Origin of the sequence: Neobacillus sp. FSL H8-0543 (genome assembly GCF_038592905.1) — a bacterium.
Lineage (GTDB): Bacteria > Bacillota > Bacilli > Bacillales > Cytobacillaceae > Neobacillus.
The window spans coordinates 295,763-320,569 of the sequence record NZ_CP151943.1 but is presented as its reverse complement, the minus strand read 5'-3'; the positions used below and the strand labels follow the sequence as shown (position 1 = coordinate 320,569).

At 38.1% G+C, this 24,807-nt stretch carries 25 protein-coding genes, 9 tRNA genes and 1 riboswitch; of the genes, 28 read left to right on the top strand and 6 right to left on the bottom strand.

Annotated features, from left to right (window positions below; all coding sequences use genetic code 11):
- The first annotated feature begins 69 nt into the window (after nucleotides 1–69).
- From NSS81_RS01660 to NSS81_RS01645, 4 genes are all read left to right on the top strand, one after another.
- On the top strand, nucleotides 70–225 hold the full coding sequence (locus NSS81_RS01660) for an RAxF-45 family protein (RefSeq protein ID WP_342431822.1): 156 nt from the start codon (nucleotides 70–72) through the stop codon (nucleotides 223–225).
- A gap of 93 nt (nucleotides 226–318) precedes the next feature.
- The gene (gene abc-f, locus NSS81_RS01655; protein WP_342431821.1) at nucleotides 319–2,202 is read left to right on the top strand and encodes an ABC-F type ribosomal protection protein; all 1,884 of its coding nucleotides are present in this window, start codon (nucleotides 319–321) and stop codon (nucleotides 2,200–2,202) included.
- Between the two features lie 207 nt (nucleotides 2,203–2,409).
- Nucleotides 2,410–2,982 (top strand): YitT family protein, encoded by a 573-nt coding sequence (locus NSS81_RS01650; protein ID WP_342431820.1) that lies wholly within the window; start codon nucleotides 2,410–2,412, stop codon nucleotides 2,980–2,982.
- Between the two features lie 58 nt (nucleotides 2,983–3,040).
- Nucleotides 3,041–3,541 carry a mismatch-specific DNA-glycosylase gene (locus NSS81_RS01645; protein ID WP_342431819.1) on the top strand — a complete coding sequence of 167 codons (501 nt, stop codon included), beginning with the start codon at nucleotides 3,041–3,043 and terminating at the stop codon, nucleotides 3,539–3,541.
- 33 nt (nucleotides 3,542–3,574) lie between these two features.
- Here NSS81_RS01645 and shc read toward each other — a convergent pair whose 3' ends face one another.
- Complete coding sequence (shc, locus tag NSS81_RS01640; protein ID WP_342431818.1) at nucleotides 3,575–5,437, bottom strand: squalene--hopene cyclase; 1,863 nt, start codon at nucleotides 5,435–5,437, stop codon at nucleotides 3,575–3,577.
- Between the two features lie 94 nt (nucleotides 5,438–5,531).
- Here shc and NSS81_RS01635 point away from each other — a divergent pair, with 94 nt between their 5' ends.
- The 8 genes from NSS81_RS01635 to NSS81_RS01600 all read left to right on the top strand — a co-directional run bounded on the left by NSS81_RS01635 (nucleotide 5,532) and on the right by NSS81_RS01600 (nucleotide 11,821).
- On the top strand, nucleotides 5,532–6,659 hold the full coding sequence (locus NSS81_RS01635; protein WP_342433902.1) for a DUF2515 domain-containing protein: 1,128 nt from the start codon (nucleotides 5,532–5,534) through the stop codon (nucleotides 6,657–6,659).
- Nucleotides 6,559–7,032 (top strand): CBO0543 family protein, encoded by a 474-nt coding sequence (locus NSS81_RS01630; RefSeq protein ID WP_342431817.1) that lies wholly within the window; start codon nucleotides 6,559–6,561, stop codon nucleotides 7,030–7,032. The genes NSS81_RS01635 and NSS81_RS01630 overlap by 101 nt, the downstream gene beginning before the upstream one ends.
- A 77-nt stretch (nucleotides 7,033–7,109) precedes the next feature.
- Nucleotides 7,110–7,544: a transposase gene (locus tag NSS81_RS01625; RefSeq protein WP_342429495.1), complete on the top strand. Its 435-nt coding sequence runs from the start codon at nucleotides 7,110–7,112 to the stop codon at nucleotides 7,542–7,544.
- Nucleotides 7,541–8,500 carry an IS3 family transposase gene (locus NSS81_RS01620; protein ID WP_342431626.1) on the top strand — a complete coding sequence of 320 codons (960 nt, stop codon included), beginning with the start codon at nucleotides 7,541–7,543 and terminating at the stop codon, nucleotides 8,498–8,500. The genes NSS81_RS01625 and NSS81_RS01620 overlap by 4 nt, the downstream gene beginning before the upstream one ends.
- A 262-nt stretch (nucleotides 8,501–8,762) precedes the next feature.
- A complete protein-coding gene (locus tag NSS81_RS01615) occupies nucleotides 8,763–9,200 on the top strand; it encodes a peptidylprolyl isomerase (RefSeq protein WP_342431816.1) in 438 nt (145 codons plus the stop codon).
- A gap of 123 nt (nucleotides 9,201–9,323) precedes the next feature.
- Nucleotides 9,324–10,109 carry a divergent polysaccharide deacetylase family protein gene (locus NSS81_RS01610; protein WP_342431815.1) on the top strand — a complete coding sequence of 262 codons (786 nt, stop codon included), beginning with the start codon at nucleotides 9,324–9,326 and terminating at the stop codon, nucleotides 10,107–10,109.
- 89 nt (nucleotides 10,110–10,198) lie between these two features.
- Complete coding sequence (locus NSS81_RS01605) at nucleotides 10,199–10,951, top strand: exodeoxyribonuclease III (RefSeq protein ID WP_342431814.1); 753 nt, start codon at nucleotides 10,199–10,201, stop codon at nucleotides 10,949–10,951.
- A 96-nt stretch (nucleotides 10,952–11,047) separates the two neighbouring features.
- Nucleotides 11,048–11,821, top strand: coding sequence for a class I SAM-dependent methyltransferase (locus tag NSS81_RS01600; protein WP_342431813.1), 774 nt, complete (start codon nucleotides 11,048–11,050; stop codon nucleotides 11,819–11,821).
- Between the two features lie 34 nt (nucleotides 11,822–11,855).
- Here NSS81_RS01600 and NSS81_RS01595 read toward each other — a convergent pair whose 3' ends face one another.
- Nucleotides 11,856–11,990, bottom strand: coding sequence for a hypothetical protein (locus NSS81_RS01595; RefSeq protein ID WP_342431812.1), 135 nt, complete (start codon nucleotides 11,988–11,990; stop codon nucleotides 11,856–11,858).
- A gap of 282 nt (nucleotides 11,991–12,272) precedes the next feature.
- Here NSS81_RS01595 and NSS81_RS01590 point away from each other — a divergent pair.
- From NSS81_RS01590 to NSS81_RS01550, 9 genes are all read left to right on the top strand, one after another.
- A tRNA-Gly gene (locus NSS81_RS01590) sits at nucleotides 12,273–12,347 on the top strand.
- Nucleotides 12,348–12,355: 8 nt separating this feature from the next.
- A tRNA-Leu gene (locus NSS81_RS01585) sits at nucleotides 12,356–12,444 on the top strand.
- Between the two features lie 39 nt (nucleotides 12,445–12,483).
- Nucleotides 12,484–12,560, top strand: a tRNA-Pro gene (locus NSS81_RS01580).
- Between the two features lie 15 nt (nucleotides 12,561–12,575).
- Nucleotides 12,576–12,651: transfer RNA gene (locus NSS81_RS01575), tRNA-Ala, on the top strand.
- A 73-nt stretch (nucleotides 12,652–12,724) separates the two neighbouring features.
- Nucleotides 12,725–12,801: transfer RNA gene (locus NSS81_RS01570), tRNA-Met, on the top strand.
- Nucleotides 12,802–12,842: 41 nt separating this feature from the next.
- Nucleotides 12,843–12,935 (top strand) — tRNA-Ser (locus tag NSS81_RS01565).
- 32 nt (nucleotides 12,936–12,967) lie between these two features.
- Nucleotides 12,968–13,052: transfer RNA gene (locus tag NSS81_RS01560), tRNA-Tyr, on the top strand.
- A gap of 67 nt (nucleotides 13,053–13,119) precedes the next feature.
- Nucleotides 13,120–13,193 (top strand) — tRNA-Trp (locus tag NSS81_RS01555).
- Nucleotides 13,194–13,199: 6 nt separating this feature from the next.
- A tRNA-Leu gene (locus tag NSS81_RS01550) sits at nucleotides 13,200–13,281 on the top strand.
- A gap of 143 nt (nucleotides 13,282–13,424) precedes the next feature.
- Here NSS81_RS01550 and NSS81_RS01545 read toward each other — a convergent pair.
- Nucleotides 13,425–13,748 carry an SDR family oxidoreductase gene (locus tag NSS81_RS01545; RefSeq protein ID WP_342433901.1) on the bottom strand — a complete coding sequence of 108 codons (324 nt, stop codon included), beginning with the start codon at nucleotides 13,746–13,748 and terminating at the stop codon, nucleotides 13,425–13,427.
- A 456-nt stretch (nucleotides 13,749–14,204) separates the two neighbouring features.
- On the opposite strand from NSS81_RS01545, the gene NSS81_RS01540 reads away from it, so the two are divergent.
- Nucleotides 14,205–16,136, top strand: coding sequence for an FUSC family protein (locus tag NSS81_RS01540; protein ID WP_342431811.1), 1,932 nt, complete (start codon nucleotides 14,205–14,207; stop codon nucleotides 16,134–16,136).
- 121 nt (nucleotides 16,137–16,257) lie between these two features.
- On the opposite strand, the gene NSS81_RS01535 is transcribed toward NSS81_RS01540, so the two are convergent.
- Complete coding sequence (locus NSS81_RS01535; RefSeq protein WP_342431810.1) at nucleotides 16,258–17,244, bottom strand: amidohydrolase family protein; 987 nt, start codon at nucleotides 17,242–17,244, stop codon at nucleotides 16,258–16,260.
- A complete protein-coding gene (locus NSS81_RS01530; RefSeq protein WP_342431809.1) occupies nucleotides 17,241–17,459 on the bottom strand; it encodes a hypothetical protein in 219 nt (72 codons plus the stop codon). The genes NSS81_RS01535 and NSS81_RS01530 overlap by 4 nt, the downstream gene beginning before the upstream one ends.
- Nucleotides 17,460–17,779: 320 nt before the next feature.
- Nucleotides 17,780–17,933: riboswitch (cyclic di-AMP (ydaO/yuaA leader) on the top strand.
- 116 nt (nucleotides 17,934–18,049) lie between these two features.
- On the opposite strand from NSS81_RS01530, the gene NSS81_RS01525 reads away from it, so the two are divergent.
- Complete coding sequence (locus NSS81_RS01525; RefSeq protein WP_342431808.1) at nucleotides 18,050–19,312, top strand: cation:dicarboxylase symporter family transporter; 1,263 nt, start codon at nucleotides 18,050–18,052, stop codon at nucleotides 19,310–19,312.
- Between the two features lie 98 nt (nucleotides 19,313–19,410).
- Here NSS81_RS01525 and NSS81_RS01520 read toward each other — a convergent pair whose 3' ends face one another.
- Nucleotides 19,411–20,397 (bottom strand): diaminopimelate dehydrogenase, encoded by a 987-nt coding sequence (locus NSS81_RS01520; protein WP_342431807.1) that lies wholly within the window; start codon nucleotides 20,395–20,397, stop codon nucleotides 19,411–19,413.
- A gap of 420 nt (nucleotides 20,398–20,817) precedes the next feature.
- On the opposite strand from NSS81_RS01520, the gene NSS81_RS01515 reads away from it, so the two are divergent.
- The 5 genes from NSS81_RS01515 to NSS81_RS01495 all read left to right on the top strand — a co-directional run bounded on the left by NSS81_RS01515 (nucleotide 20,818) and on the right by NSS81_RS01495 (nucleotide 24,758).
- Nucleotides 20,818–21,771, top strand: a complete 954-nt coding sequence (locus NSS81_RS01515; protein ID WP_342431806.1) for a ring-cleaving dioxygenase — start codon at nucleotides 20,818–20,820, stop codon at nucleotides 21,769–21,771.
- 5 nt (nucleotides 21,772–21,776) lie between these two features.
- Nucleotides 21,777–22,385 (top strand): flavin reductase family protein, encoded by a 609-nt coding sequence (locus NSS81_RS01510; protein ID WP_342431805.1) that lies wholly within the window; start codon nucleotides 21,777–21,779, stop codon nucleotides 22,383–22,385.
- A 279-nt stretch (nucleotides 22,386–22,664) separates the two neighbouring features.
- Nucleotides 22,665–23,192 (top strand): YceI family protein, encoded by a 528-nt coding sequence (locus tag NSS81_RS01505; RefSeq protein WP_342431804.1) that lies wholly within the window; start codon nucleotides 22,665–22,667, stop codon nucleotides 23,190–23,192.
- Between the two features lie 90 nt (nucleotides 23,193–23,282).
- On the top strand, nucleotides 23,283–23,717 hold the full coding sequence (locus NSS81_RS01500) for a MarR family transcriptional regulator (RefSeq protein ID WP_342431803.1): 435 nt from the start codon (nucleotides 23,283–23,285) through the stop codon (nucleotides 23,715–23,717).
- Nucleotides 23,718–23,774: 57 nt separating this feature from the next.
- Nucleotides 23,775–24,758, top strand: a complete 984-nt coding sequence (locus tag NSS81_RS01495) for a ring-cleaving dioxygenase (protein WP_342431802.1) — start codon at nucleotides 23,775–23,777, stop codon at nucleotides 24,756–24,758.
- The last annotated feature ends 49 nt before the right edge of the window (nucleotides 24,759–24,807 follow it).

Genomic DNA, 24,807 nt, shown 5'->3' with positions numbered 1-24,807 from the left:
TAGACTTGCAATGTGTACGGTAAATATTTAAAATATAAATAACTTGAAGTGAAACGGAGGTGTGAAGAGATGAAGCGTTCTAATTTTGTACGTGTGCAATGGATTGAAGCCCTATATTTGTGCCGTGCGATTTTTCATGGTGTTGTTTTCAATGGGGGTAGTCTGTCCTTTTTTCAAAACTACAAAATGTATATAGAACGAAAACACATCTCTTTACCCATATAAGAGTGCTCCCACGTACTCTTTTTCTTGCCACGGGTATCTTTAGATGCCCGTGGTTTTTTTTGTATGGAGAGTGTTCAAAAAAGGAGAATGAACATGATCGTAAGTAGTGTTAATCAGATAGCAAAATCATTTGGCGGAAATATCATTTTTAAGGATTTATCCTTTGAGGTTCATGAAGGGAGCCGCATCGGTTTGGTTGGCCGAAACGGTTGTGGGAAAACCACGTTATTACGATTACTGGCAAATCACGACACAGTTGATGAAGGGGTTATTCATTGGAAAAAAGGGTTGAAAATAGGCTACCTCGCTCAAATTCCTGACTTCGGGCATTTAACCGTTAAAGAAGTACTAAAAACAGCTTTTGACCAACTACTAACGACTGAACAGACACTCAAGCAATTAGAGCTAGAGATGGGCCAAGAACTTGCCCCTGTTTATTTACAGCGGCTAATCGATCAATATGGGAAGCTTCAGGATGATTTTATCCTAAATGGCGGCTATGAAATCGATGCCCAATTGGATCGTGTAGCCAACGGTCTAAAAATCACAGACTTACTTGAGAAGCCGTTTACCCTTTTAAGTGGTGGGGAGAAAACAAAAGTGGGACTTGGTTTAAGCTTATTAAAAAAGCCGGATATGCTGTTGTTAGATGAACCGACAAATCATCTCGATTTAATGGCCATTGAGTGGCTAGGTAAATTCCTGACAGAGTATTCAGGAACAATCATTCTGATTTCTCATGATCGCTACTTTTTAGATGAAGTAGTGACAAAGGTACTCGATATGGAGGATGGAGAAATTGAGCTCTATCATTCCAACTTTACCGGATATATAAAAGAAAAGGAAGAACGCCTGTTAAGGGAATTTCAAGAATTTCAGGAACAGCAGCGAAAAATAAAGAAAATGAAGGAAGCAATAAAACGGCTTCGTGATTGGGCAAACAGGGCGAATCCACCAAGTGCTGCCCTTCATAAACGGGCCACCAACATGCAGCGAGCACTTGACCGAATTGAAAAGCTCGACCGTCCGAAAATCGATGTGAAAAAAATGGCGATTGATTTTGAAGCCAATGACCGCAGCGGCAAAGATGTGATTATTTTGGAGGATGTTTCTAAAAGCTATGGCAGCAGGACACTTTTTGAAAAAGTAAATATGCTTATTCAATATAAAGACCGTACTGCTATTGTTGGAGAGAATGGGACAGGTAAATCCACGCTCTTAAAAATGATTCTAAAAGAGTGTGAAGCGGATGAAGGAATCATTAAGGTTGGCAGTAATGTAAAAGTCGGTTACTTATCACAGCATGTATTTAATGAAATCGGTGAGGAACAGTTGATTGACGTATTTCGCTCAGAGGTATTGGTGAATGAAGGAGAGGCACGGCATATTTTAGCCCGTTTTCTATTCTTCGGACCTGCTGTCTTTCGTAAGGTCAATCAATTAAGTGGAGGAGAAAGGATGCGCCTCCGTTTGGCACAGTTGATGTACCAGGATTTCAATCTTCTCATTTTGGATGAACCGACAAACCACCTTGACATTGATTCGTGTGAAGTTCTGGAGGAAGCCTTGGAACAATTCAACGGGACGATTGTAGCTGTTTCCCATGATCGCTATTTCCTTAATAAATTGTTTAAGAAGATCTATTGGCTACAGGACGAGTCGATCTACTTTTTTGACGGGAATTATGATTGGGCAAGAGAAAAGCTAAGTGCACAAATAACCAGTCCTGATGTTGGTGCAGAAGCTTCTAAGCCAATCAACAAGAGTCCTAAACAAGAGAAAAAGCCAGAAGTAGTTTCGGTCCAATTGGTTGATTTAGAACAAAGGCTGGAGGAGATTGAAGCGGAGATTTATTTGTTAAAGCAGCAAATGGAATCCGTTAGTGATCTTGACCAACTACAAAGCTTCTATAAAGATTTAGAACGGATGGAAAAGGAAAGAGACCACCTTTATACACAATTCGATGAAGTTGTCTAAACGTCAATAGAAATACATCGTCAAACCCCGGGTGAAGAATGTGAAAATATTTATAATACCTTTTAATAGACGAAAGGGAGCCGTAAATCACGGCTCTATTTTTGTTGCTTAATAACTTCCACTCTTGGGTTTTGCATGAATTTCATTTATCCCACATATTAGTGTAATAGGAACTTTGGACAAGGGATGGCTGAGAGGGTAAAAAAATTGGCGGTTATCGGATTCGGAAGTACTATGATAGGTATAGGGGTTAACAGTTTTATCGTTCCTTTTCATTTAATCAATGGAGGGATGTTTGGCATCAGTCTTGTCTTAAATTATTTATGGGGTTTAAAAATTGGTTTGTTGCTTATTTTGTTAAATTTACCTGTTTATTTATTAGCGTTCAAATCTGATCCTTCTTATTTTTATTACGGGGTAATTGGTGCAATTACGTCAGGATTTATGATTGAAATTCTAAAACCGCTAAATGGTATATTTCATCTACCAATTATCAGTAGTGTTATCCTAGGCGGTATTATTATTGGACTTGGGATAGGAGTAATGTTAAGAAATCAAATCAGCCCTGGTGGCATGGACCTGCTTGCTTTGTTGCTAGCTAAATGGTCAAAGATAAATGTAGGTGTGATTGCTTTTGCGATGGACACGCTTCTTATTCTTTCAGCTCTGGTTCTACTTCAAGAAGCAAGGTTACTATATTCGCTGCTAATCATTGCAATTGTCGGTTTACTTGTTACATTCATAACCTCGTTCACTATTGTCGAAAACGAATGTTTGTAGCAAATTGAGAAATAGGTTATGCTCAACAGAAATGTTTAATTGAATAGAGGGAATACGTTTGAAACCAGTAAATGATCACATTAAGGAAGGTTTAAAGATTCTTTTTGTCGGATTTAATCCAAGTATTCGTTCAAGTGAAACGGGAACCCATTTTGCCAATCCAAACAATCGTTTTTGGCGAATTTTACATGAAGCGGGGATTACGCCGAGAAAGTATGCAGCCGCAGAAGACCATCTTCTTCCTAACATAGGACTGGGGATTACCAATATTGTCGCAAGGCCGACAAAAGCAGCAGATGAGATTACTAAGCTTGAATATCAAGAGGGAAAAGTAATTCTTCAGAACAAAATTGAACAGCTGAAACCAAAAGTGGTGTGTTTTGTCGGTAAAGGGGTTTATCAAGAGTACAGCGGACAGAAGAAGGTGGCATGGGGTAAGCAAGAAGAGGCAGTCGTTCCAGGGACGATTGATTTTGTGGCCCCATCTTCAAGCGGTCTCGTTCGAATGAAAATTGAGGAGATTGTAGAAATTTACAAGCAACTCAATGAAATATTCTAAAAAGCCGACGGAGAGCTGACTCCCGTCGGTTTTTCATGTGAATTTCCTACGATAATGCGAGAGAGCAAGTAAAGGATAGATGTAGCGATAGCTGTGATAATGAATATAAAAGGCTCCTGCCATTCCTTGACCTTTAGGATAGTCAGTGGTCCAATCTTCCTTTTCGAGCGATTCCAGCAAAAATGAGACCCCTTTTTTTATTTCTGGTGTCGGCTTCTCAGAAGCAGCGATTAATACATCCAATGCCCAGGAAGTATGAGTCAACGTACTCGTATGGAGCGGGGAATATGATTTGTAACTGTCACTAAGGCAGGATTCTCCCCAGCCGCCATCCTGGTTTTGGACTTGTTTTAACCATTTTACCGCCTGTTGGATGCTTGGATTTGCTGCAGGCACTCCCGCGGCCAATAAGCCGGTTACTGCTGCCCACGTTCCATAAAGATAGCAAATTCCCCACCTGCCGTACCAAGAACCATCAGCTTCTTGGTTTTTCAAAAGCCATTTTATCCCTCTTCTAATCGCTTCGTGGTCAGTAGGCAGATTTGTATAATGACCGAAAAATTCTAACGTTCTTCCGGTGATATCTGCACAAGACGGGTCATTTAGTAAGAATTCACCTTTTTCAATCGGTAAAAAATCAACTAACTTTGTATCTGTATTCTTCTCAAAAGCCGCCCAGCCGCCATCGTTATTCTGCATGGATAATAACCAGGCTATCCCTCGCTCCCAGGCAGAACGGTCAGTTGAAGCCATTCGAGCGAGTGACCTTAATGACGCGGTCGTATCGTCCACGTCAGGATTCATCGTATTAATATTCGAGAAGCCCCAGCCACCGGGAAGTGTTTGTGGATTATGAATGACCCAATCACCGAATTTGTGATGCTGTCGATTCAAAAGGTATTGATTGGCTTTCATGACCATTGGATCATCAAAGGCGATTCCTGCTGATTGGAGGGAGTAGCCTATCAATGAGGTATTCCAAACATTTGCAGTGGTGTACTGCATATGCGGCAAGCCATTGATTTCACATTTCATCGATTTAATGCCATTCACTGCGTTCCGTATAACTGGGTCTGTCTTTTTTACTCCTAGCGATAAGAGGGCAAATATCATCAAAAACGTCGAGCTGTAATAGCTGAATAACGTTCCGTCAGATTCAATGTGGTCAAGCATATATTTTTTTGCGCGCATCATTGCTAGCTTATGGAGCTGATCCGGTAACCCTATTAAATCCTTAATTCCCTCTTCAAGAAAGGAAAACAAGGAGCGCATTTCGGATGAGGACACCCAGGAATCATTATTCGTCCGACCCAAATACAAATCCGAGAGATTAGGGCTTTTATCTGTCTTTATCGTAAACTTTTTAGCACTTAAAATCATAATCGGGGTAAGATTTGCTCGCCCAAAGACAGAGAAGGAATAGTAATTAATCGGTACAAACTGTGGCAGCAGAATCACTTCAATCGGTAGAGGAGAGGAGGAAGGCCAGGGTGTTTGACCAGTGATTGCCAGCATGATTTTGGTGAACATACTAACCTCTTCCAAACCGCCTTTTGATAAAATGAATTTTTTTGCTGCTAGCAGCCGTTTATCGTTTTTATCATAGTAACCCGCATACAGTAGTGCGTAATAGGATTCTAGTGTAGCTGTAAGATTTCCATCCCCTTCATCATAAAATAGCTTCCAAGCCCCATTCTTCTCCTGCTTACTAAATATCCGTTTACAAAGTCCCTTAATCAATTCTTCATCATTTATTTCCAATGTCCGTAATAAAATGATCATATAAGCATCTGTTGATATCCCCGTTTCAAACGGATAGTTCCAGGAGCCATCGGGAGAATGGTCTTTTCTAAGTGTTTCAGTAATCCAGTTGATGCCAGAATCTAAACCATTCATCACTAATCCTTCCTCTCCCCGTTACTGTTCTCATCTATACATATTCCATTGATGGAAAGAGAATTCATAAGGGAGGTCCTGTGCCATTATTTTTCTGAGAAATCGTGAGAATTCGTCGCTTGATAGGATTAAGGATGAGTTAAAGAGAAAAGCCCAAAAAACAGGGAAGGTTTCTGAAAAAAACTTAACGGAAGCAGATCAGAAGTTTTTAAATGATGTAAAAAATAAAACAGCCGAGTTAAATCAAAACAATGTCACAAGAACGAAGGCCTATTTTGATTTTTATCTAATCCATCCAGAAATTCACTGGGCATTCTTAGGGCATATGGTGTCAAGAAATGGCGGCTGGAATATGACCGATTTAAAAGGTGAATTTCTAACTCGAATTTTATCGAAAAAAGAGAGAAAGGACTTTTTTCAATTTTTGGAACGGGGGAATTGGCTTATTTTTCAGGATGCGTATCCCCAATTCATCATTTACGAGGAAAGTATCAAGAGAAAAAAACCCCTATTTTATTTATTGCCTTATCTAAATATATCAGTATTCATGGAAACAATCTGGGAGCACTATTGGAAAGAGCCTGATACGTACATCCTTACAATGGCACTAATCATTAATGAACAAAGTTATTTGGAAAAAAGAGTGATTCAAAATTCTGTTTTTCAAAAGGAGGTGTTTAACACCCTGGAGTTTAAACTGCAGGATATATTTTCTTTTAATCATATTCTATTTCCCTATGTGAAAAATCGAAAAGTGAAGTTAGCAGGACAAACATTGCATCAATTCGGGTCACTGAATGAGCGCATCCTCCTTGGTAAAAGACTTTATGCGATTCTTTTTCAAAATAAGGAATTAGTAAAGCGTACCTTAGAGTGGGCAGGAAATCATCCTCATACGGGATCTAGAAAAGATTACTGGCCACAGATATTTAACAATATTAACGAAGGAATTCCTGGTTTTGCTTACCAGCTTCGCCTACATTCATGCAAGCTGAGACGTGGAGCAAGTAGAATATATAGTCCTGATCTTTCGTCTGCCTGGAAAGAGGTGAATCAGCCAGAAGCTGAACAGGGGGATTGGTTTAATGAGTGGAAAATTATTAGCTATCTCACAGAACTTAATGAAAATATTGACGGGGAGATTGAGAATGAATACTGCAAAACACTTGAAAGATTGGAACTTGCCGCCCTTGCAAAAAAAGTCATTTCTATATTGGATTAAAGCCTATGGACCCGCAGTTATTTTGGCGAGTTTGCTAGGGACATACCTCGACCTCTATTTAGTAGGGAAAAAGATGTACATGTTTCCTATTCGTCCGTTTCCTGAGGTATTTTCAATTAATATCGCTTTTACCCTGATAGGGCTCCCGATAATCGTATTCTTCTATCTTCTCTTAATGAATCAGATAAATAAATGGGGAAGGTTCGGTTTAATACTTTTTTTAAGTCTTGTGATGCCAATTTTTGAACGTTTTTTTGAACTATTTGGTTTTTTTATCCATTCAAGTAATTGGAAGCATATTTATACCTTTTTTGGCTATGTCCTATTCCTAACGCTGATTTATAAATTTTATCAATGGACAAGTAAAAGGTAACCGAATAACAAAAAGCCAGGACATTGTACTGCACCCCAAAAGTTAGAGTAAAATCTATACTTTTGGGGTGTATTTTTATGGCTAAATATAGTCAGGAATTTAAGTTAATAGTCGTCAAAGAATATCAAGAAGGAAAATTAGGATATGAACGTTTAGCTAAAAAATACGACATGAAGGACTTTTCACAAATTAGGAGATGGGTAAAAGTACACGAGAAATACGGTGTGGAAGGTTTAAAGAGGAAGAAACATAAGGAAAGATATTCTGTTCAATTTAAGCTAGATGTATTAAGCTTTATGAAAAGAACAGGATCTTCAGAAACTGATACAGCCCTTCAATTTGGGCTAACAAACACTCCTATGGTAGCCTCTTGGAAGAAGGCTTTCCTTGAGGGTGGTGCTGAAGCCCTGGATAGATCGAAAGGGATGACAGCCATGTCTGATAAAGATAAGAACAGTAAAAATAAACAATCCGAAGAGAAAGAAATGACGTATGAACAAAAGTTGGAGTGAGAAAACGAACTTCTGCGTTTAGAGGTAGAATACTTAAAAAAGTTGCGAGCTTTTCAGATGGATCCGGAAGGCTATCTCGAAAAGCACAAGCAGCGTTATCATTCGAACTCAAAGAAAACTTCAAATTAAAAGATGTTTTACTCAAGGTGGGTATTCCTGAAGCTACCTACCATTATCATATAAAAATGATGAAGAAGGAAAATCCGAATCAGGGACTTGAAGAAGTGATTCAATCCATTTTTGAGGAACATAAAGGCAATTATGGTTACCGTCGCATCCTTCTGGAATTGAGAAACCGTGGGCAAAAAGTGAATCATAAGAAGGTTCAACGCATTATGAATAAACTCGGACTCAAAGGGGATAAATTCAGGAGAAAATCGCGCAAGTATAGTTCTTACAAAGGAACGACTGGAAAAGTTGCCGAAAATCTTATCAACCGCCGTTTTAACACAAATGTGTGTCATCAAAAATTAACCACAGATATTACAGAATTCAAGTGTTCTGACGGTGTAAAACTGTATCTAAGCCCAATTATGGATATGTTCAATGGTGAAATTCTTTCTTATGGGACGAGTATGCGTCCAACCTTAGAATTAGCGATCAAACCACTCGAGGAAGCATTAGAAATTGTAAAGGATTCAAAATATAGAACCACTATACATTCTGATCAAGGGTGGCATTATCAACATAATACATGGGTAAATAAGCTTAAGGAAAATAAGGTGTTCCAGAGTATGTCTCGAAAAGGGAACTGTTTAGATAATTCACCAATGGAGAACTTTTTTGGATTAATGAAACAAGAAATGTATTACGGGGAAGCGCTGTGCCCATTTGAGGAATTAAAAATGAAAATTGAAGAATATATCGCTTATTATAATAACAAGCGTATAAAGCAAAAATTGGCAGGCATGAGTCCGGTTCAATACCGTTTCCATACCAGCCAATTAGCTGCTTAATATAAAACTCTAACTTTTGGGGGTCACATCACATATGCCCTGGCTTTTTGTGATGCCACAAGTGTGACACCAGCTGCCCCTTCCGTCCGTACAGTGGTTAAGTGTCCCGCAACAAGCGAATGTTCGGAAGGGGCATCTTTATATTACCACAAACAAGGTGGAAATATGATAAGATGCCTGAAAATAAATCGTGAAACTTTCTTTTCTTCGTTGAAAAGTGTATGATGAAAATGAATTTTTTACATAAAAGGAGATGTTTGTAGTGGCGAAAAAAGGAAGCATACTTATGCAAAATGGAGAAAAAATCGAATTTGAATTATATCCAAATGAAGCACCTGGAACGGTTGCAAACTTTGAAAAGCTAATTAAAGACGGTTTTTATAATGGGTTAAACTTTCACCGAGTTATTCCTGGATTTGTAAGCCAAGGCGGATGCCCTGAAGGTCGCGGGACTGGTGGTCCTGGTTACACAATTAAATGTGAAACACAAGGAAATCCGCATACTCATGTACCAGGAGCATTATCAATGGCGCATGCAGGTAAAGATACTGGCGGAAGCCAATTCTTCATCGTTCACGAATCACAGCCGCATTTAAACGGTGTTCATACCGTTTTCGGTAAAGTTACCTCTGGTCTTGAAGCAGCAAAAGCCATGAGAAATGGCGATGTTATGGAAAAAGTTGAAGTTTGGGACGAATAAAAAACTATTAGTTGCTTGAGATGAAGAAAAAGAGCCATTGGCTCTTTTTTTTTGTGGAGTTTTCCGAGAATGATTCAGGTTCCTGAGGGTAAATTAAGCTTAAAAGTGCAATAGGGGGATTATATGAAGAGGTTTGTATTACTACTTATTCCGGTACTATTTATCTTTATACTGACGCCAGTTTCAGCGGAGAATAAGGAAATGAAGCAGCTAAGAGCAGCAATTATAATTGATGATTTCGGCGGTGGAAATGGAGGGGTACAGGACTTCTTAGAAGGAGAAATTCCTATTACAGCCGCCGTCATGCCTTTTACCGAGAACTCAACGAAACATGCTGAATGGGCCCATAGAAATGGTTTTGAGGTAATGGTTCATTTGCCGATGGAGCCGAAGCGCGGAAAAAGATCTTGGCTTGGTCCAAAACCAATTACCGTTGACCTCTCTTCTCAAGAAGTGAAACAAAGGGTAGAGGAAGCGCTAAAGAGTGTTCCTTATGCTGTTGGAATGAATAATCACATGGGTTCTCTTGCCGTTGAAAATGAAGCGATTGTGCGTGCGATTGTGGAGGTAGCAAAGGAAAGGAAATTATTCATTGTCGATAGCGGTACAAGTCCGGGAACAAAATTCCCCCAAATTGCAAAAGAACTAGGTGTACCACTGTTGAGTAGAGATGTATTTCTTGATGACATTTCATCCTCCGCACATGTAAGAAAGCAAATGATTAGACTTGCAAAAGTAACGGAAATAAAGGGTTCAGGCATTGCTATCGGCCATGTTGGTGTAACTGGAAAGGTGTGCTCAATCGGAGTTTTCCAGGCTATGGATGAATTTAAAAAGCGAAATATTCAAATCGTTCCCGTCTCTGAACTGTTTGACGGAAAATTAACTGAACAGTATTTTGTACCGTAAATCAGGGCGACTGCAGGTTGCCTTTTTTTATGTTAATATAACTATCATAAAATAGAGAGTTAACTAAAAAGGGAGATGGAATAAATCATATGAAGATTGTATCTTGGAATGTAAATGGTCTAAGGGCATGTGTGAAAAAGGGGTTTTTGGATTATTTTAATGAAGTGAATGCAGATATTTTCTGTATCCAGGAAACGAAATTACAGGAAGGGCAAATAGATCTTGATTTAGAAGGCTACCATCAATATTGGAATTATGCCGAGAAAAAGGGGTATTCTGGTACAGCTGTGTTTACGAAGGAAAAACCACTCAGTGTTCGCTATGGTTTAGGGGAAGCTGATTCTGAAAGTGAAGGGAGAATCCTTACGCTGGAGTTTGAAGAATTCTTTTTAGTAAATGTTTACACTCCTAATTCTCAGCGTGATTTAGCAAGGCTGGACTTTCGGTTAGAATGGGAAGATCAAATTAGTGTCCATCTTAAAGAGTTAGATAGGGTAAAACCTGTAGTGTTATGTGGTGATTTGAATGTAGCACATAATGAAATTGACTTAAGAAATCCAAAATCTAATCATGGTAATTCAGGTTTCACGATTGAGGAACGTGGGAAGATGACTAGCTTACTAGAAGCGGGATTTGTAGATAGCTACCGACATTTTTATCCTGAAAAAGAAGGAGCCTATTCCTGGTGGTCATACATGAGTAAAGTCCGCGAGCGAAATATCGGTTGGCGGATTGACTATTTTATCGTTTCGGAAAGCTTGCGTGAGCGTTTACTTAATGCAGACATTCATTGTGATATTATGGGTAGTGATCATTGTCCGGTTTTAGTAGAGTTTAAATAATCATCGTTGATAACTTTTTCTTATCACAAAGGATAAAAAACCTGTAATTTTATTTATCATCATGAAGGTGTAAAGTGGAATTATGAGGTGATAGTAATGGAAATTAAAAAAGATGTTCAACAGCAGTTTGGTAAAAGTGCAGCTTCATATGTTACCAGTCCGATTCATAAAGATGGAAAGGATCTGTTAAAGCTGGTAGAAATGGCGGGAGTTACAGGCCAAGAACGATTGCTTGATGTGGCAACAGGAGGCGGGCACACGGCGAATGCGTTTGCACCATTAGTGAAGAAGGTAACTGCAGTTGACCTTACTCAAGAGATGCTAGATGCTGCTGAAAATTTCATTAAAGGGAATGGTTATCAAAATGTTACATTTGTAAAAGGTGACGCAGAAATGCTCCCTTTTTCTGATGAATCTTTTGATATTGTGACCTGCCGAATCGCACCGCATCATTTTCCTAATGTGAAAACATTTATTGAAGAGGCCCATCGAGTCCTAACTTCCAAAGGCCAATTTCTTCTAGATGATAATGTGGTTCCAGAAGATGATGAATTTGATTTGTTTTATAATACAATTGAAAAAGTGAGAGATTATAGCCATTTTCGAGCTTGGAAAAAAACAGAATGGCTACAGATGCTTGAAGGAAGCGGTTTTGAAATTTTTGAATGGCATCGCTTTGAAAAAACTTTTCATTTTGAGCCATGGTGTAATCGAATGAAACTTTCCATAAGTGAGAAAGAAAAATTAACACAATACATCCTTGACACCAGTCAAAAAGTAAAAGACAAATTTAAAATTGTAATTGAGGATGAAAAAGTTGTTTCATTTCAAGGTGAAGCCATTGGTTTAAAGGCAATAAAAAGGTATTAAGAAACCCTTTGCGAAATATGCAAAGGGTTATTCTTTAGGAAAGTACGTTTAGTGCGGTTCCGTGGACATCAAATTCGGGTAAAGTCTCACCATTGTTCTCTAATTGACTTTTTTCTGGCTGATTATTAGAAGTTTCGTCTTCTTCTTTTTTCCTTAGGAAATATTTCAACCCAACATCATCTCCTTATTTTTTAACTATCACTATTTGTATTTTTTCCCATAAAAACAGATATCAACCTTATTTTTTTCCTTTTGTTGTCATCTAACATTAATCTATTCAGATGGAGTGAGGAATGGGCTGGATAAAGAATATTATTTTTTGCTATTTTAGAAGAATATTTTCAATTCCATAAAAAACCTTCATTTTAGTGGTTGATTTTTGTCGAGATAAGTTGTAATATAAATCTTGTCGCTGCTGACAAGTTGCGAAGTTAGTAAAATAGTTAATATTGCGGAAGTAGTTCAGTGGTAGAACATCACCTTGCCAAGGTGGGGGTCGCGGGTTCGAATCCCGTCTTCCGCTCCAATCACAATGCCGGGGTGGCGGAACTGGCAGACGCACAGGACTTAAAATCCTGCGGTAGGTGACTACCGTACCGGTTCGATTCCGGTCCTCGGCACCATTTCTGTTTTCAGATATGGTTGCATTTTCGAGATTATTTCGGGAAGTAGCTCAGCTTGGTAGAGCACTTGGTTTGGGACCAAGGGGTCGCAGGTTCGAATCCTGTCTTCCCGACCATTCTACTTATATTATGGGGCCTTAGCTCAGCTGGGAGAGCGCCTGCCTTGCACGCAGGAGGTCAGCGGTTCGATCCCGCTAGGCTCCACCAGGGTTTCTTGTGAAGCAAAATAACTTAAGCTTTTTAAAATGGTGAAATAACTCAAAATCTGATTTATTTATTTGGCGGTGTAGCTCAGCTGGCTAGAGCGTTCGGTTCATACCCGAAAGGTCGGGGGTTCGACTCCCTCCGCCGCTACCAAGTTTTTTGTGAAGCAAAATAATAACAATAATGTTTTATTTGGAGGAATACCCAAGTCTGGCTGAAGGGATCGGTCTTGAAAACCGACAGGCGGGTCATACCGCGCGGGGGTTCGAATCCCTCTTCCTCCTCCATTTTTACTTTTATCATCTAACTTAATATATGTGGAGGGGTAGCGAAGTGGCTAAACGCGGCGGACTGTAAATCCGCTCCCTCCGGGTTCGGCGGTTCGAATCCGTCCCCCTCCACCAAAGTTATTTTTACGATAGTATAAATAACCAATTTTTTTTCGCGATAGTGAAAATAACTTTCCAATATAGGGGTATAGTTTAAAGGTAGAACGAAGGTCTCCAAAACCTTTGGTGTGGGTTCAATTCCTACTACCCCTGCCATTATTTGCCGGTGTGGCGGAATTGGCAGACGCGCACGACTCAAAATCGTGTTCCGTGAGGAGTGTCGGTTCGACCCCGACCACCGGTATCATATTATCGCTTGCCAATGCGATGAAATCAACGTTTCTTACAATTTGTAAGGAGCGTTTTTTTATTATCTTCAATACCATATTTTCAAAAATATCATGTACATATATTCATGTGCTAACCTTTCATTACTCCAAAAAATGACTATTGCATATTTACATATAGTGGAAGGGTGGTACAAACAAGAAGATGAAGGTAGCTATGGCACTTTTTGAAGCAGAATAATCTGACGTTTTTGTCTCCTTCGTAAGCAACTCTCGAGGCAGTGTTGATAATTGTACTGCCTTTTTTCAAATGAGGAAGAGCGGCTTTTGTCATATAAAAATGTGGAAATACATTGGTTCGGAACGTGTCTTCGAGTTGTTCGTTTGATACATCCATAATATCGTTTGTGTATGGCTGTACGGCAGCATTATTTACTACTATATCTAAACGTCCATATTTTTCAATCGTACGAGTTACCGCCAGTTCTGAGGTTGATGGATTTCGCAGGTCCCCTTGTATAGGAAGACAGTTGACTTCAAATTGTTCAACATATGGTCACTATGAGTGATGCCATAAAGGAGATCCTCGAATACGCCGTTTTGGTACAAAAGGATGTCATGATTGGCCTATGCCAGAATGCTTTCTGGGTTTGCTTATTCGAGCTTCCATCAATTAATCGAGGCCAAAAGCGAAAAAATTAGGTGTAAGAATAAAGCAGGTAAAACCAGCCTATACCAGCCAAATCGGGCAAATGAAATTTATGGCGCCATATGGATTAAGCTCCCATTCGGCGGCCGCTTGCATGATAGCGAGAAGAGGCTATTCCTTTAAAATAGAAAATCCATGATAGAATTAATTAATTGGTCCAATTTACAAATTGTTCATAATTTATAGGTAAACTATAGATAATAACAGAGAAAATAATAGTAAAGAAGGATTATGATGAATGACAAACAACGATCAAACGTGATAGCCCCATCTATTATTATGCAAGCACTACAAGTAAATAAGAAACCATTTCCTTGGTTAAAAGCATTTAGTGCGGGGTTAGCGGCTGCCTTGCCGGTTATGATAGGATTAGCCTTTGGCCATTTACAATATGGTTTAATTGCGGGCTTGGGTGGCTTTACCTATTTATATGTTTTTAATATCCCATATGCGCAGCGAGCAAAGAAAATATTTTCGGTAGTTCTTGGTTTGACCATTGTTACGTATTTGGGAACTATTAGTGCACCTTATCCGCTGGCAGTTGCAATTCTGATGGGAATCATTGTAGCAGTAGCAATTTTTGTTTTCGGCGCCTTAAAAATAACCGGTCCCTCTGCAATCTTTTTTGTATTAGTTTTTGCTATGTCAACAGGAATGCCGATAAATCCCGATGAAGCATTTTTAAGAGCAGGATTAGTATTTCTAAGTGGTAGTTTATCGTGGATTATTTCCATGATAGGGTGGTTTTTTAATCCACATGGTCCAGAAACTGGTGTTGTAACTAGGGTTTATTTGCAATTAGCGCAACTTCTGGATTCTGTTGGAACAAATAGATTCACTGAAGCCAAGCATAAAGTGATGGAGGTTTTAAATGAATCCGAAGAGACTCTTTCAGCGAGTTATATTCCATGGCGAACAACGGACATGTTCAATCGATTATATTTATTAAATATGTATGCAAATGAGTTGTTTATTACGGTTGTGGAAAACTTTTCAAATGCAGATGCTACATTACCTAAAGAATTAGGGAAATCTACTCGAATGCTAGCAAATTCTTTGAACAAGCGTGATAAGCGAGAAAAGACAATTATATTACAGCCGGAAGAGATGGAAATGCAGGTAAGTCATCTGTTCTCTACCATCTATAATGCAGATGCAATTTTTAATGAACCAATTAGTAAAATAAAAAAATCGATTCAATTTGATAAAGCCTCACTAAAAACTATTTTTATAGGGGCGTTTGATAAAAATTCCATCGTGTTTATTTCGTCAATACGCATTGGAGTGATAACGGTCATTGCAGCGATTATTGCCTATCAATTTGAATTTGCTCGTTCCTATTGGGTGCCGTTATCTTGTGTAGCGGTGATGTCGGGTGCAACGATTGTAGCGACATTTCATCGTGCGATTCAACGGTTTTTAGGTACGATAATTGGAATAGTAATAGCCGGGTTCATTCTATCCTTCCATCCATCTGGTTTTGTGATTACGGTGTTTATTTTAGTATTAACATTTATTACCGAATTGTTTATAGTGAAAAATTATGGATTAGCAGCACTTTTCTTTACACCCAATGCACTGTTAATGGCTGAAAGTACAAGCCAAGATGTGTTTAGTTTTTCTTATTTTGCTCAGGCGAGATTTATTGACATTGTAATCGGTAGTGCGATTGGATTATTAGGGGTTTATATCGTAGGAAGAAAATCTGCTTCCAGCAGAATTCCACACTTACTGAGCAAAACACTTCGCAGTCAAGCACAGTTTCTAATGGTGCTTTTTTCAGATCAGGGAGAAGGATTTAATGCAAGAAGGAGTAGAGAAAGAATTAAAATGAGGACAAATCTAAGTAATATACGAACTGTGTATAACACTGCCTCTGGTGAGATTCCGGCTAATCGTAAAGCGTTAGAATATTACTGGCCAGTCTTATTTACAACGGAGCATCTAGGATATTTATTAGAAAATTGTTCAAGGGAATACAATAGGCCAATACTTTCCGAAGAAAAATTAGCGCAAATTTTATTTGCATTTGAAACAATGGCAAATGCTGCAACACGGAATATTTCGCCAAAGCAGGGAGTAATTCCAGAAATAGAGGGCTATCCAAGTATACAGAAGGAAATCCAATTTCTGCAAAATGAACTTGGGAGATCGCGTGTGTAATGGAGAAGTGGCTGCTACGAAAAGATATGAACAAACTACCTTTTGGAACTGCCTCATGGAAAAACCCCCTCAACACTAGTGTTGGAGGGGAAATGCTTTAGTGATAATATACAGAACTTGATTATTGTTTTAGGAAATCAATATCTATTTCATTTTTTCTTGGTTCACGTTTAAACAGATATTCTCCATTACGAATGGATGCAAGTACTTCTGCACGCTCACGAATTGCTTCATATGCATCTTTTGCATCTAAGATGATTAAGTTAGCTGGTTTTCCTATTTCGATGCCAAACTCGTCGTTCACTCGCATAATGTTTGCACCGTTGTATGTGATTAGGTCGAACGCCTTATTGATTTCATCAATGTGTGTAAAATGTGCTAAATGAATCCCATTGTCTAAAATGTTCATCATATTTCCATTCCCTAATGGATACCAGTAATCTGCAATGGAATCTTGGGCAAATGCGACATTATTACCATTATGTAATAACTCTTTAACTCGGGTTAAGCCACGGCGTTTCGGATAACTGTCGCCTCGTCCTTGTAAATGTGCGTTTTCAGTGGGACACGAAATAAAGTTAATTTGTGATTCTTTAAATAAACCTAACATTTTATTCGCATAACTGTTTTCTACTGATCCAAAGCTGCATGTATGGCTTGCTGTTGTGTTTTTCCCATAGTCTTTTTCCATCACAAGAGCGTTTAGCACTTCCAAAAATCGACTATTTGGATCATCGTTCTCATCACAGTGAATATCAATCATTACATTATATTTTATTGCCATGTCAACAATACGTTTTAATGATTCAACACCATGTTCATAAGAGATTTCAAAGTGAGGGATTCCTCCTGCTACGTCAGCCCCCATTTTAAGTGCTTCCTCCATTAACTGTTCAGCACCTTTATACCTGAAGAATCCTTCTTGAGGAAAGGCCACTAGTTGTAAAGTAACGATATCTTTCAATTCTTCCCGCAGTTTTATTAAAGCTTTCATCCCAATGAGATTAGGGTCCGTAATGTCTACATGTGTGCGAATAAATTGAACACCTTTACTCACTTCTTTTTGAATTCCTTTAATCGCACGCTCCCGTACTAATTCTTCCGTCAAGGATTTCTTATTATTACTCCAACGCTGGATACCTTCGAATAATGACCTGAAACATTTGCATTTCCTTCGCCTAGACCTGAAAAGATAAAATCTAAGTGTAAATGAGGGTCAACATATGGTGGCAATACCAAACGGCCTTCTAAATCAATCACTTCATCAGCGTTGTCTAAATCATTACCTATTGCTATAAAACGATTGTTTCCTAATTGTATCAATGAACTCTTAATTTTAGAATAATATGTGCTCCATTAATCACATGAGTTCTATGTGAGCAGGTCCTATCATTGGAAAGGCGGAGTTAAAAAGGAAAGAGGGTTGAATAAAAAAATCAATCCAGCTATGGAAGGAAAGTTTCCTTTACTAACGGGTTCTTAAGTGGTAGAAGAATGGACCATCGAGAACGGATCGAATAGCAATAAGCAGTTATATGATAATTATTTTGATTTGGGTAAGGATATCTTTATATCTATTTTTAAAAGTATTCGGAAATAACAATTTTTTAACGTAAATAGTATTTTAATGATAAAATTTACTTAGTGCATATTTGCTTAATCTTATATTAAGAGCGGGGGACCCAAATTGTGTATGCGGAATTATCCGCTATTGGTGAATTCTTAAAAAGAAGGGGCTCATTGTTTCCCATAGTCCTAACCTGAAAGCTAACCTCGTAAGCAATTGAGTGGAAACAGTATGATAGAATAGTAATTCGGCTCTCGCCGTTTTTTTGTGCTCCATATCGTATCTATTTGTTTCCCTTACCTGAGTAATTCGGCTATACAAAATCAGCAAGAAGGTGGGGTAATTAATGAAAAAAATCAAATCTAGTTTAGCAAGTCAAATTTTTATCGGTCTTATATTAGGTATTATTGTCGGTGGGATCTTCTATGGAAGTGAAACGGCACAGAGTGTATTACAGCCATTTGGTGATCTTTTTATACGATTAATTAAAATGATTGTCGTGCCAATTGTTCTTTCTAGTATTATCGTTGCTATAGCTGGTGTTGGCGATTTGAAATCTGTTGGTAAGCTAGGTGCTAAATCACTTACTTATTTTATAGGAATGACATTTATCGCAATAGCTGTTGGACTGATATCTGCTAATATATTTCAGCCTGGTGCGGGACTAAATATGGAGACGCTCGAGAAAAGTGATATTTCTGGCTATGTTGAAACCTCAGAACAACAAGAAGGAAAATCAATTACTGATACGCTTCTTCATATTGTTCCAACAAATCCGATTAATTCAATGGTTGAAGGCGATATGCTAGCGATTATTTTCTTTGCAGTCGTGTTTGGTCTTGGAATTGCAGCCATTGGAGAAAAAGGAAAACCGGTTTTACGATTCTTTGAAGGTGTGGCAAATGCCATGTTTTATGTTACAAACTTAATCATGAAATATGCTCCAATCGGTGTGTTTGCATTAATTGGTGTAACCATTTCAAAATATGGTTTTGAATCACTTCTTCCATTAGGCAAGTTAGCCCTTACGGTTTATGGAACCATGATTTTCTTTGTCATTGTAGTTTTGGGTTTGATGGGCAAAATCGTTGGGTTCAGTGTCTTTAAATTATTGAAGATGATCAAAGAAGAGTTAATCTTGGCTTTTTCAACAGCAAGCTCGGAAACCGTACTTCCGAAAATTATGGACAAAATGGAGCAAGCAGGAAGTCCAAAACACATTGCGACTTTCGTTATTCCAACAGGTTACTCCTTTAATTTGGATGGTTCTGTTTTATACCAAGCAATAGCATCCTTATTTGTTGCCCAAATGTATGGGATTGAATTGAGCATTATCCAACAAATTACACTAATGTTAGTGTTAATGGTAACATCGAAAGGTATGGCGGGAGTACCTGGTGTATCATTTGTGGTTCTATTAGCTACATTTAGTACAATGGGTTTACCTGCTGAAGGATTAGCCTTTATTGCTGGTATTGACCGTATTCTAGATATGGGACGTACTGCTGTTAACGTGGTAGGAAACTCATTAGCAGCAATTGTAGTCGCTAAATGGGAAGGTCAATTTAACCCTCCGATTGAAGTTGATAACATTAAAAAGGCTTCATAAAAACTTAGTGAAATGAATATTCCTTTTAATAAAAATATGATGGCAAAATAATAATACAACCCCCTTTATCAAAAAGGGGGTTGTTCTGCTTTTATATCTTATAGAAAATCTCTTCTCAATTCCTCTGCTGATCGATGGGAAATATAACCAGGTGCAACATCATAAACTGTTTTTGCACCAAATTGTTTTTCATTATTTAATCGATATGCGGCTCTCGCATAAGCTACTAATACGCTTGCTGTAAATTCAGGATTACTGTCTAGTTTAAGTGAGAATTCGTAAATTTGCTTGTTGCCAGCTCCCGTATTTCCACCGCGGATAACAAATCCGCCATGTGGTGCTTTGCTGTGGTCGCGTGTTAATTCTTCTTCTGAAATAAAATTCACTTCTGTATTATAGTCTGCGAAGTAGTTCGGCATTGTTTTGATTTCTTTTTCGATCTCAGCTTTATCTGCGCCTTCTTCAGCAACGATATAGCAAACTCGGTTGTGTTTTTCTGCCGTTGTTAGTTCAGGATTTGAACCGCTACGAACTTTGTCCATTGCGTTTTCTGATGGAATGGTATATTGTACACCATTTTTAACACCTTTGACTCTTCTTACTGCATCCGAGTGCCCTTGGCTAAGTCCTTTACCCCAGAACGTATAGTTCTCACCATTCGGTAAAATCGCATCTGCCATCACACGGTTGATGGAGAATAAGCCTGGATCCCATCCTACTGAAATAATCGCTGTCGTATTATTTTTTGTTGCAACTTCATTTACAGACTGATAAAACTCAGGAATTTTTGCGTGTGTATCAAAACTATCTACCGTGTTGAACATGGTTGCAAAGTATGGAGTTTGTTCAGGTAAATCAGTAGCAGATCCGCCGCAAAGTAACATGACATCAATTTCACCTTTGTAGTCAGCTGCATTTGAAATATGTACCGTTTTTACATTTGGTTCATCAAGAATTAAGTCTTTCGGATCTCTTCTAGTAAATACTGCGACTAACTCCATGTCCTCGGTTTGTTTAATCGCTTCAATTGCACCTTTCCCCAAATTACCATAGCCAACGATGCCTAGTTTAATCTTCTTATTCAAATACCTATCTCCTTTTTCATTATAAAAATTTTATTAGAAATGAATCTGGTCTTTCACTATGATACCAGAAACTCTGATAGAATTCCTCCAATAAATTCCTTTATTATAAGTGAAATAAATATTATCTGTAAATAATGTAGGAGTTATTTTTTAGAAAGCGGTTTTCAAAAAATGCATGTTGACAAAATATGATTAAAGTAATATAATTATCTTGTATTCAAGATAACTGAATTTGAGATAGTTGAATTTAATATTATTCCATGAAATTCATAAAAGGATAAAGTAAGAAAGTGATCTTAATTTTTTTGGTCAAATATCTCGAATTCGAGATATTAGAAAAAGGGATTTATCTTAACAGTTAAGGTCAAAATAAGGTACCAAACTTTTCTGCGAATTTATCCAAGATAGGGAGTGTAATTAATGAGTAAAAAAACAATGGGTATCCATCATATTACGGCAATTGTGGGACATCCACAGGAGAATGTCGACTTCTATGCAGGAGTATTAGGCTTACGTTTAGTAAAACAAACAGTGAATTTTGATGATCCGGGCACGTATCATTTGTATTTTGGGAATGAAGGAGGAAAACCAGGAACAATCATTACATTTTTCCCTTGGGCAAATGCCTATCAGGGGAAAATTGGAGGTGGTCAAGTTGGAGTAACCTCTTATGTTGTTCCAAAAGGAGCTTTCGCTTTCTGGGAAAAAAGACTTGAAAAGTTTACTATTCCTTTTTCTAAAGTGGACCGTTTTAATGAGCAGTATTTAACGTTCGATGATCCTCATGGTCTTCATATCGAAATTGTTGAACGAGAAGAAGGGGAAGCGAATTCCTGGACCTTTGGAGAAGTAAATCCAGATGTAGCGATCAAGGGCTTCGGAGGTGCAACGCTATATTCTACGCAGCCAAAAAAAACTGCAGAATTGTTAGAGCATGTTATGGGACTAGATCTCGTCGGTAAAGAGGGAGATTTTATTCGTTTCCGTTCTTCAGCTGACATTGGTAATGTTATTGATTTAAAAGTAACAGCATCTGGAAGAGGTTCGATGGGTGTTGGAACCGTTCATCACATTGCTTGGAGAGCAGTGGATGACAATGATCAATTAGATTGGCAGAAATATGTTGGTGCAAATGGTTATGGTGTAACACCTGTTCAAGATAGAAATTATTTTAATGCCATTTATTTTAGAGAACATGGAGAAATTTTATTTGAAATTGCAACAGATCCTCCTGGTTTCGCTCATGATGAATCCGCGGCGACAATGGGAAAAAAATTGATGCTGCCTGCACAGTATGAAAAAAATAGAGAAAGACTTGAGCGTAAGTTGATACCAATTGAAGTAAGAGAATTAGATAAAATTGTAAAGGAATGATACCCATGCTTTCCATTGATCCATCTACCATTTCAGAAAGAGAAAATTATAAATTTCTAATCGGTAGTATTATCCCGAGACCCATTGCTTTCGTCACGACTTTGTCTGAAGAAGGCGTTTTAAACGGTGCACCTTTTAGTTATTTTAATATTGTATCTTCTAATCCTCCGATGATTTCATTATCGATCCAACGATCTGATGGGAGACAGAAGGATACTGCAAAAAATATTCTTAAGAAAAAAGAATTTGTAGTCCATATTGTCGATGAGCAAAACGTTGAAAAGATAAATAAAACCGCTGCAAGTTTGCCACCTAGTCAAAGTGAAATTCAGGTAGCAGGATTAGCTCCAGTCGAGAGTGTGAAATTATCCGTTCCTGGAGTAAAGGAAGCAAAGGTTCGAATGGAATGTGTATTAGAGCATTCGTTAGAACTAGGAGGTGTTGATTCTCCTGGGTGTGATTTTATCATAGGTAAAGTTGTTCAATTTCACATTGAAGATGAAATCTACGAAAAAGGAAGAATCGACCCAAAAGGGTTGGCTGCAGTAAGCCGATTAGCAGGGGCTAATTATGCAAAAATCGGCGAAATCTTTGAGATAGAAAGACCTAAATAGGTAAGGAAGTCAATGGCTAATCAAAATGTTTATTAGCCTTTTTACTACCGAAAATCAGTTTTTACATTAGGTGTAAAAGAATTATTTCGAAAAGTATTGACAGCCTAGGCGAATATATGTTAAGTTTATCTCAGGTTAAAGATAAATGAATTCAAGATAAACACATCGGTATTTAATTGATGATCTCAACTTAGCTGTTTTATTTGAAAAAAAACATTTTTTTGAAGATATATCTCGATTCCGAGATAATAATTAAAAACAAAACGGGGGAAATTTAAAATGACAAAATGGACAGTAGATCAATCACACTCAAGCGTAGGATTTGAAGTAAAACACATGATGGTATCAAAGGTAAAAGGACAATTTGAAACTTACACAGCAGATGTAGTAGCTGCAGATTTATCAGATTTAACTACAGCTTCCATTGCATTCAAATTTGACGTAGCAAGCATCAACACACGCAGTGAAGATCGTGATAACCACTTAAGATCAGCAGATTTCTTTGATGTTGAAATTAACCCAACAATTGATTTTGTATCAACAAGCATTACAAAGGATGGAGATGACTACAGAGTAACTGGTGACTTAACGATTAAGGACGTAACAAAATCAGTAACGTTTGCAGTTGAATTTGGCGGTAAGGGTACAAACCCATGGGGCGTAGAAGTTTACGGATTTGAAGCAGAAGCAAAAATTAACCGTGAAGAATTCGGTCTAACTTGGAACGCTGCACTTGAAACAGGTGGCGTACTTGTTGGTAAAGACATCAAAATCAAAGTTGAATTAGAGGTTAACCCAACAGCATAATTTCTAAAGTGGCTAAGTTCTACTAAAAGCCAATTCGGACATTTTTAATAAGTGTTCGAATTGGTTACAATATTTATTGGAGTGATACGAATGGAATTCGTGAGTGAAGAATTAAAAGCTGTTACCGTTATACTTCGTGCCTCCCAAGCTATTCAGGAAGTAATTCGTAAAGATGCAGCAAATCATGGATTAAACTCAACTGAGTTTTCTGTTTTAGAGTTGCTGTATCATAGAGGTGATCAACCGATTCAAGTGATAGGAAAGAAGGTCCTTATTTCAAGCGGCAGTATCACTTATGTTGTGGATAAACTGGAGCAGAAGAATTATGTAAGACGCAAAGGATGTCCAGAGGATCGACGCGTCACATATGCCGCGTTAACAAGTGAAGGGAAAGCGTTAATGGATGAAATTTTCCCGCAGCATGTATTGAAAATTAGAGAAGTCTTTGGTGATTTAGGGCCAGGCGAGCTTAGGGAAACAATAGCATTATTAAAACGAATTGGTCATAAAGCGAAACGAATTTGATTTTTTTTAAATAGATATCTTGAATCCAAGATAATTTGATAAAATGGAGGAATTAAAATGAACGAATTAAAAGGGCTTCATCACGTAACAGCCATTACAAGCAGTGCTGAAAAGATTTATGAATTTTTCACTTATGTTTTAGGGATGCGTTTAGTAAAGAAAACGGTGAACCAGGACGATATTCAAACCTATCACTTATTCTTTGCAGATGATGTCGGTGGTGCAGGAACAGATATGACATTCTTTGATTTTCCAGGTATTCCGAAGGGTGTACATGGTACCAACGAAATTTCTAAAACGTCTTTCCGTGTACCAACTGATGCAGCATTAGAGTATTGGGTAAAACGTTTTGATAAATACAAAGTAAAACATAAGGGAATAAACGAGCAATTTGGTAAGAAGACAATCTCCTTTGTTGATTTTGATGATCAACAATATCAACTCATTTCCGATGAAAATAATGAGGGAGTGGCTTCTGGAACACCATGGCAAAACGGGCCGATTCCTTTAGAATATGCAATCACAGGATTAGGGCCAATCTTTGTTCGTACATCTTCTTTTGATTACTTTAAAGAAGTGCTGGAGCAAGTTTTCTTCATGAGAGAAGTTGCCCAAGAGAATTCATTCCACTTATTTGAAATGGGTGAGGGCGGTAACGGTGCACAAGTGATTGTTGAATATAATACCGTTCTTCCTCAAGCACGACAAGGCTTTGGTACCGTTCATCATACTGCCTTCCGAGTGGATGAAAAAGCGGATTTAGATGCTTGGCAAAAACGTTTACATGGGTTCAACATACCAAACTCAGGTTTTATAGACCGTTATTTTTTTGGATCTTTATATACAAAAGCAGCACCATCGATTCTGTTTGAATTGGCTACGGATGGTCCAGGATTTATGGGAGATGAACCATACGAAACACTTGGTGAAAAACTTTCTTTACCGCCATTCTTTGAAAAAAAACGTGAAAAAATTGAGGGATTAGTTCGTCCGATCGATACAGTAAGAAGTACATTGAAGATTGATAAAGAATACTTGTAAGTAGTAGCCAGGGGGCGGTTCTCCTGGCTATTTTTGTCTCAACAATTGA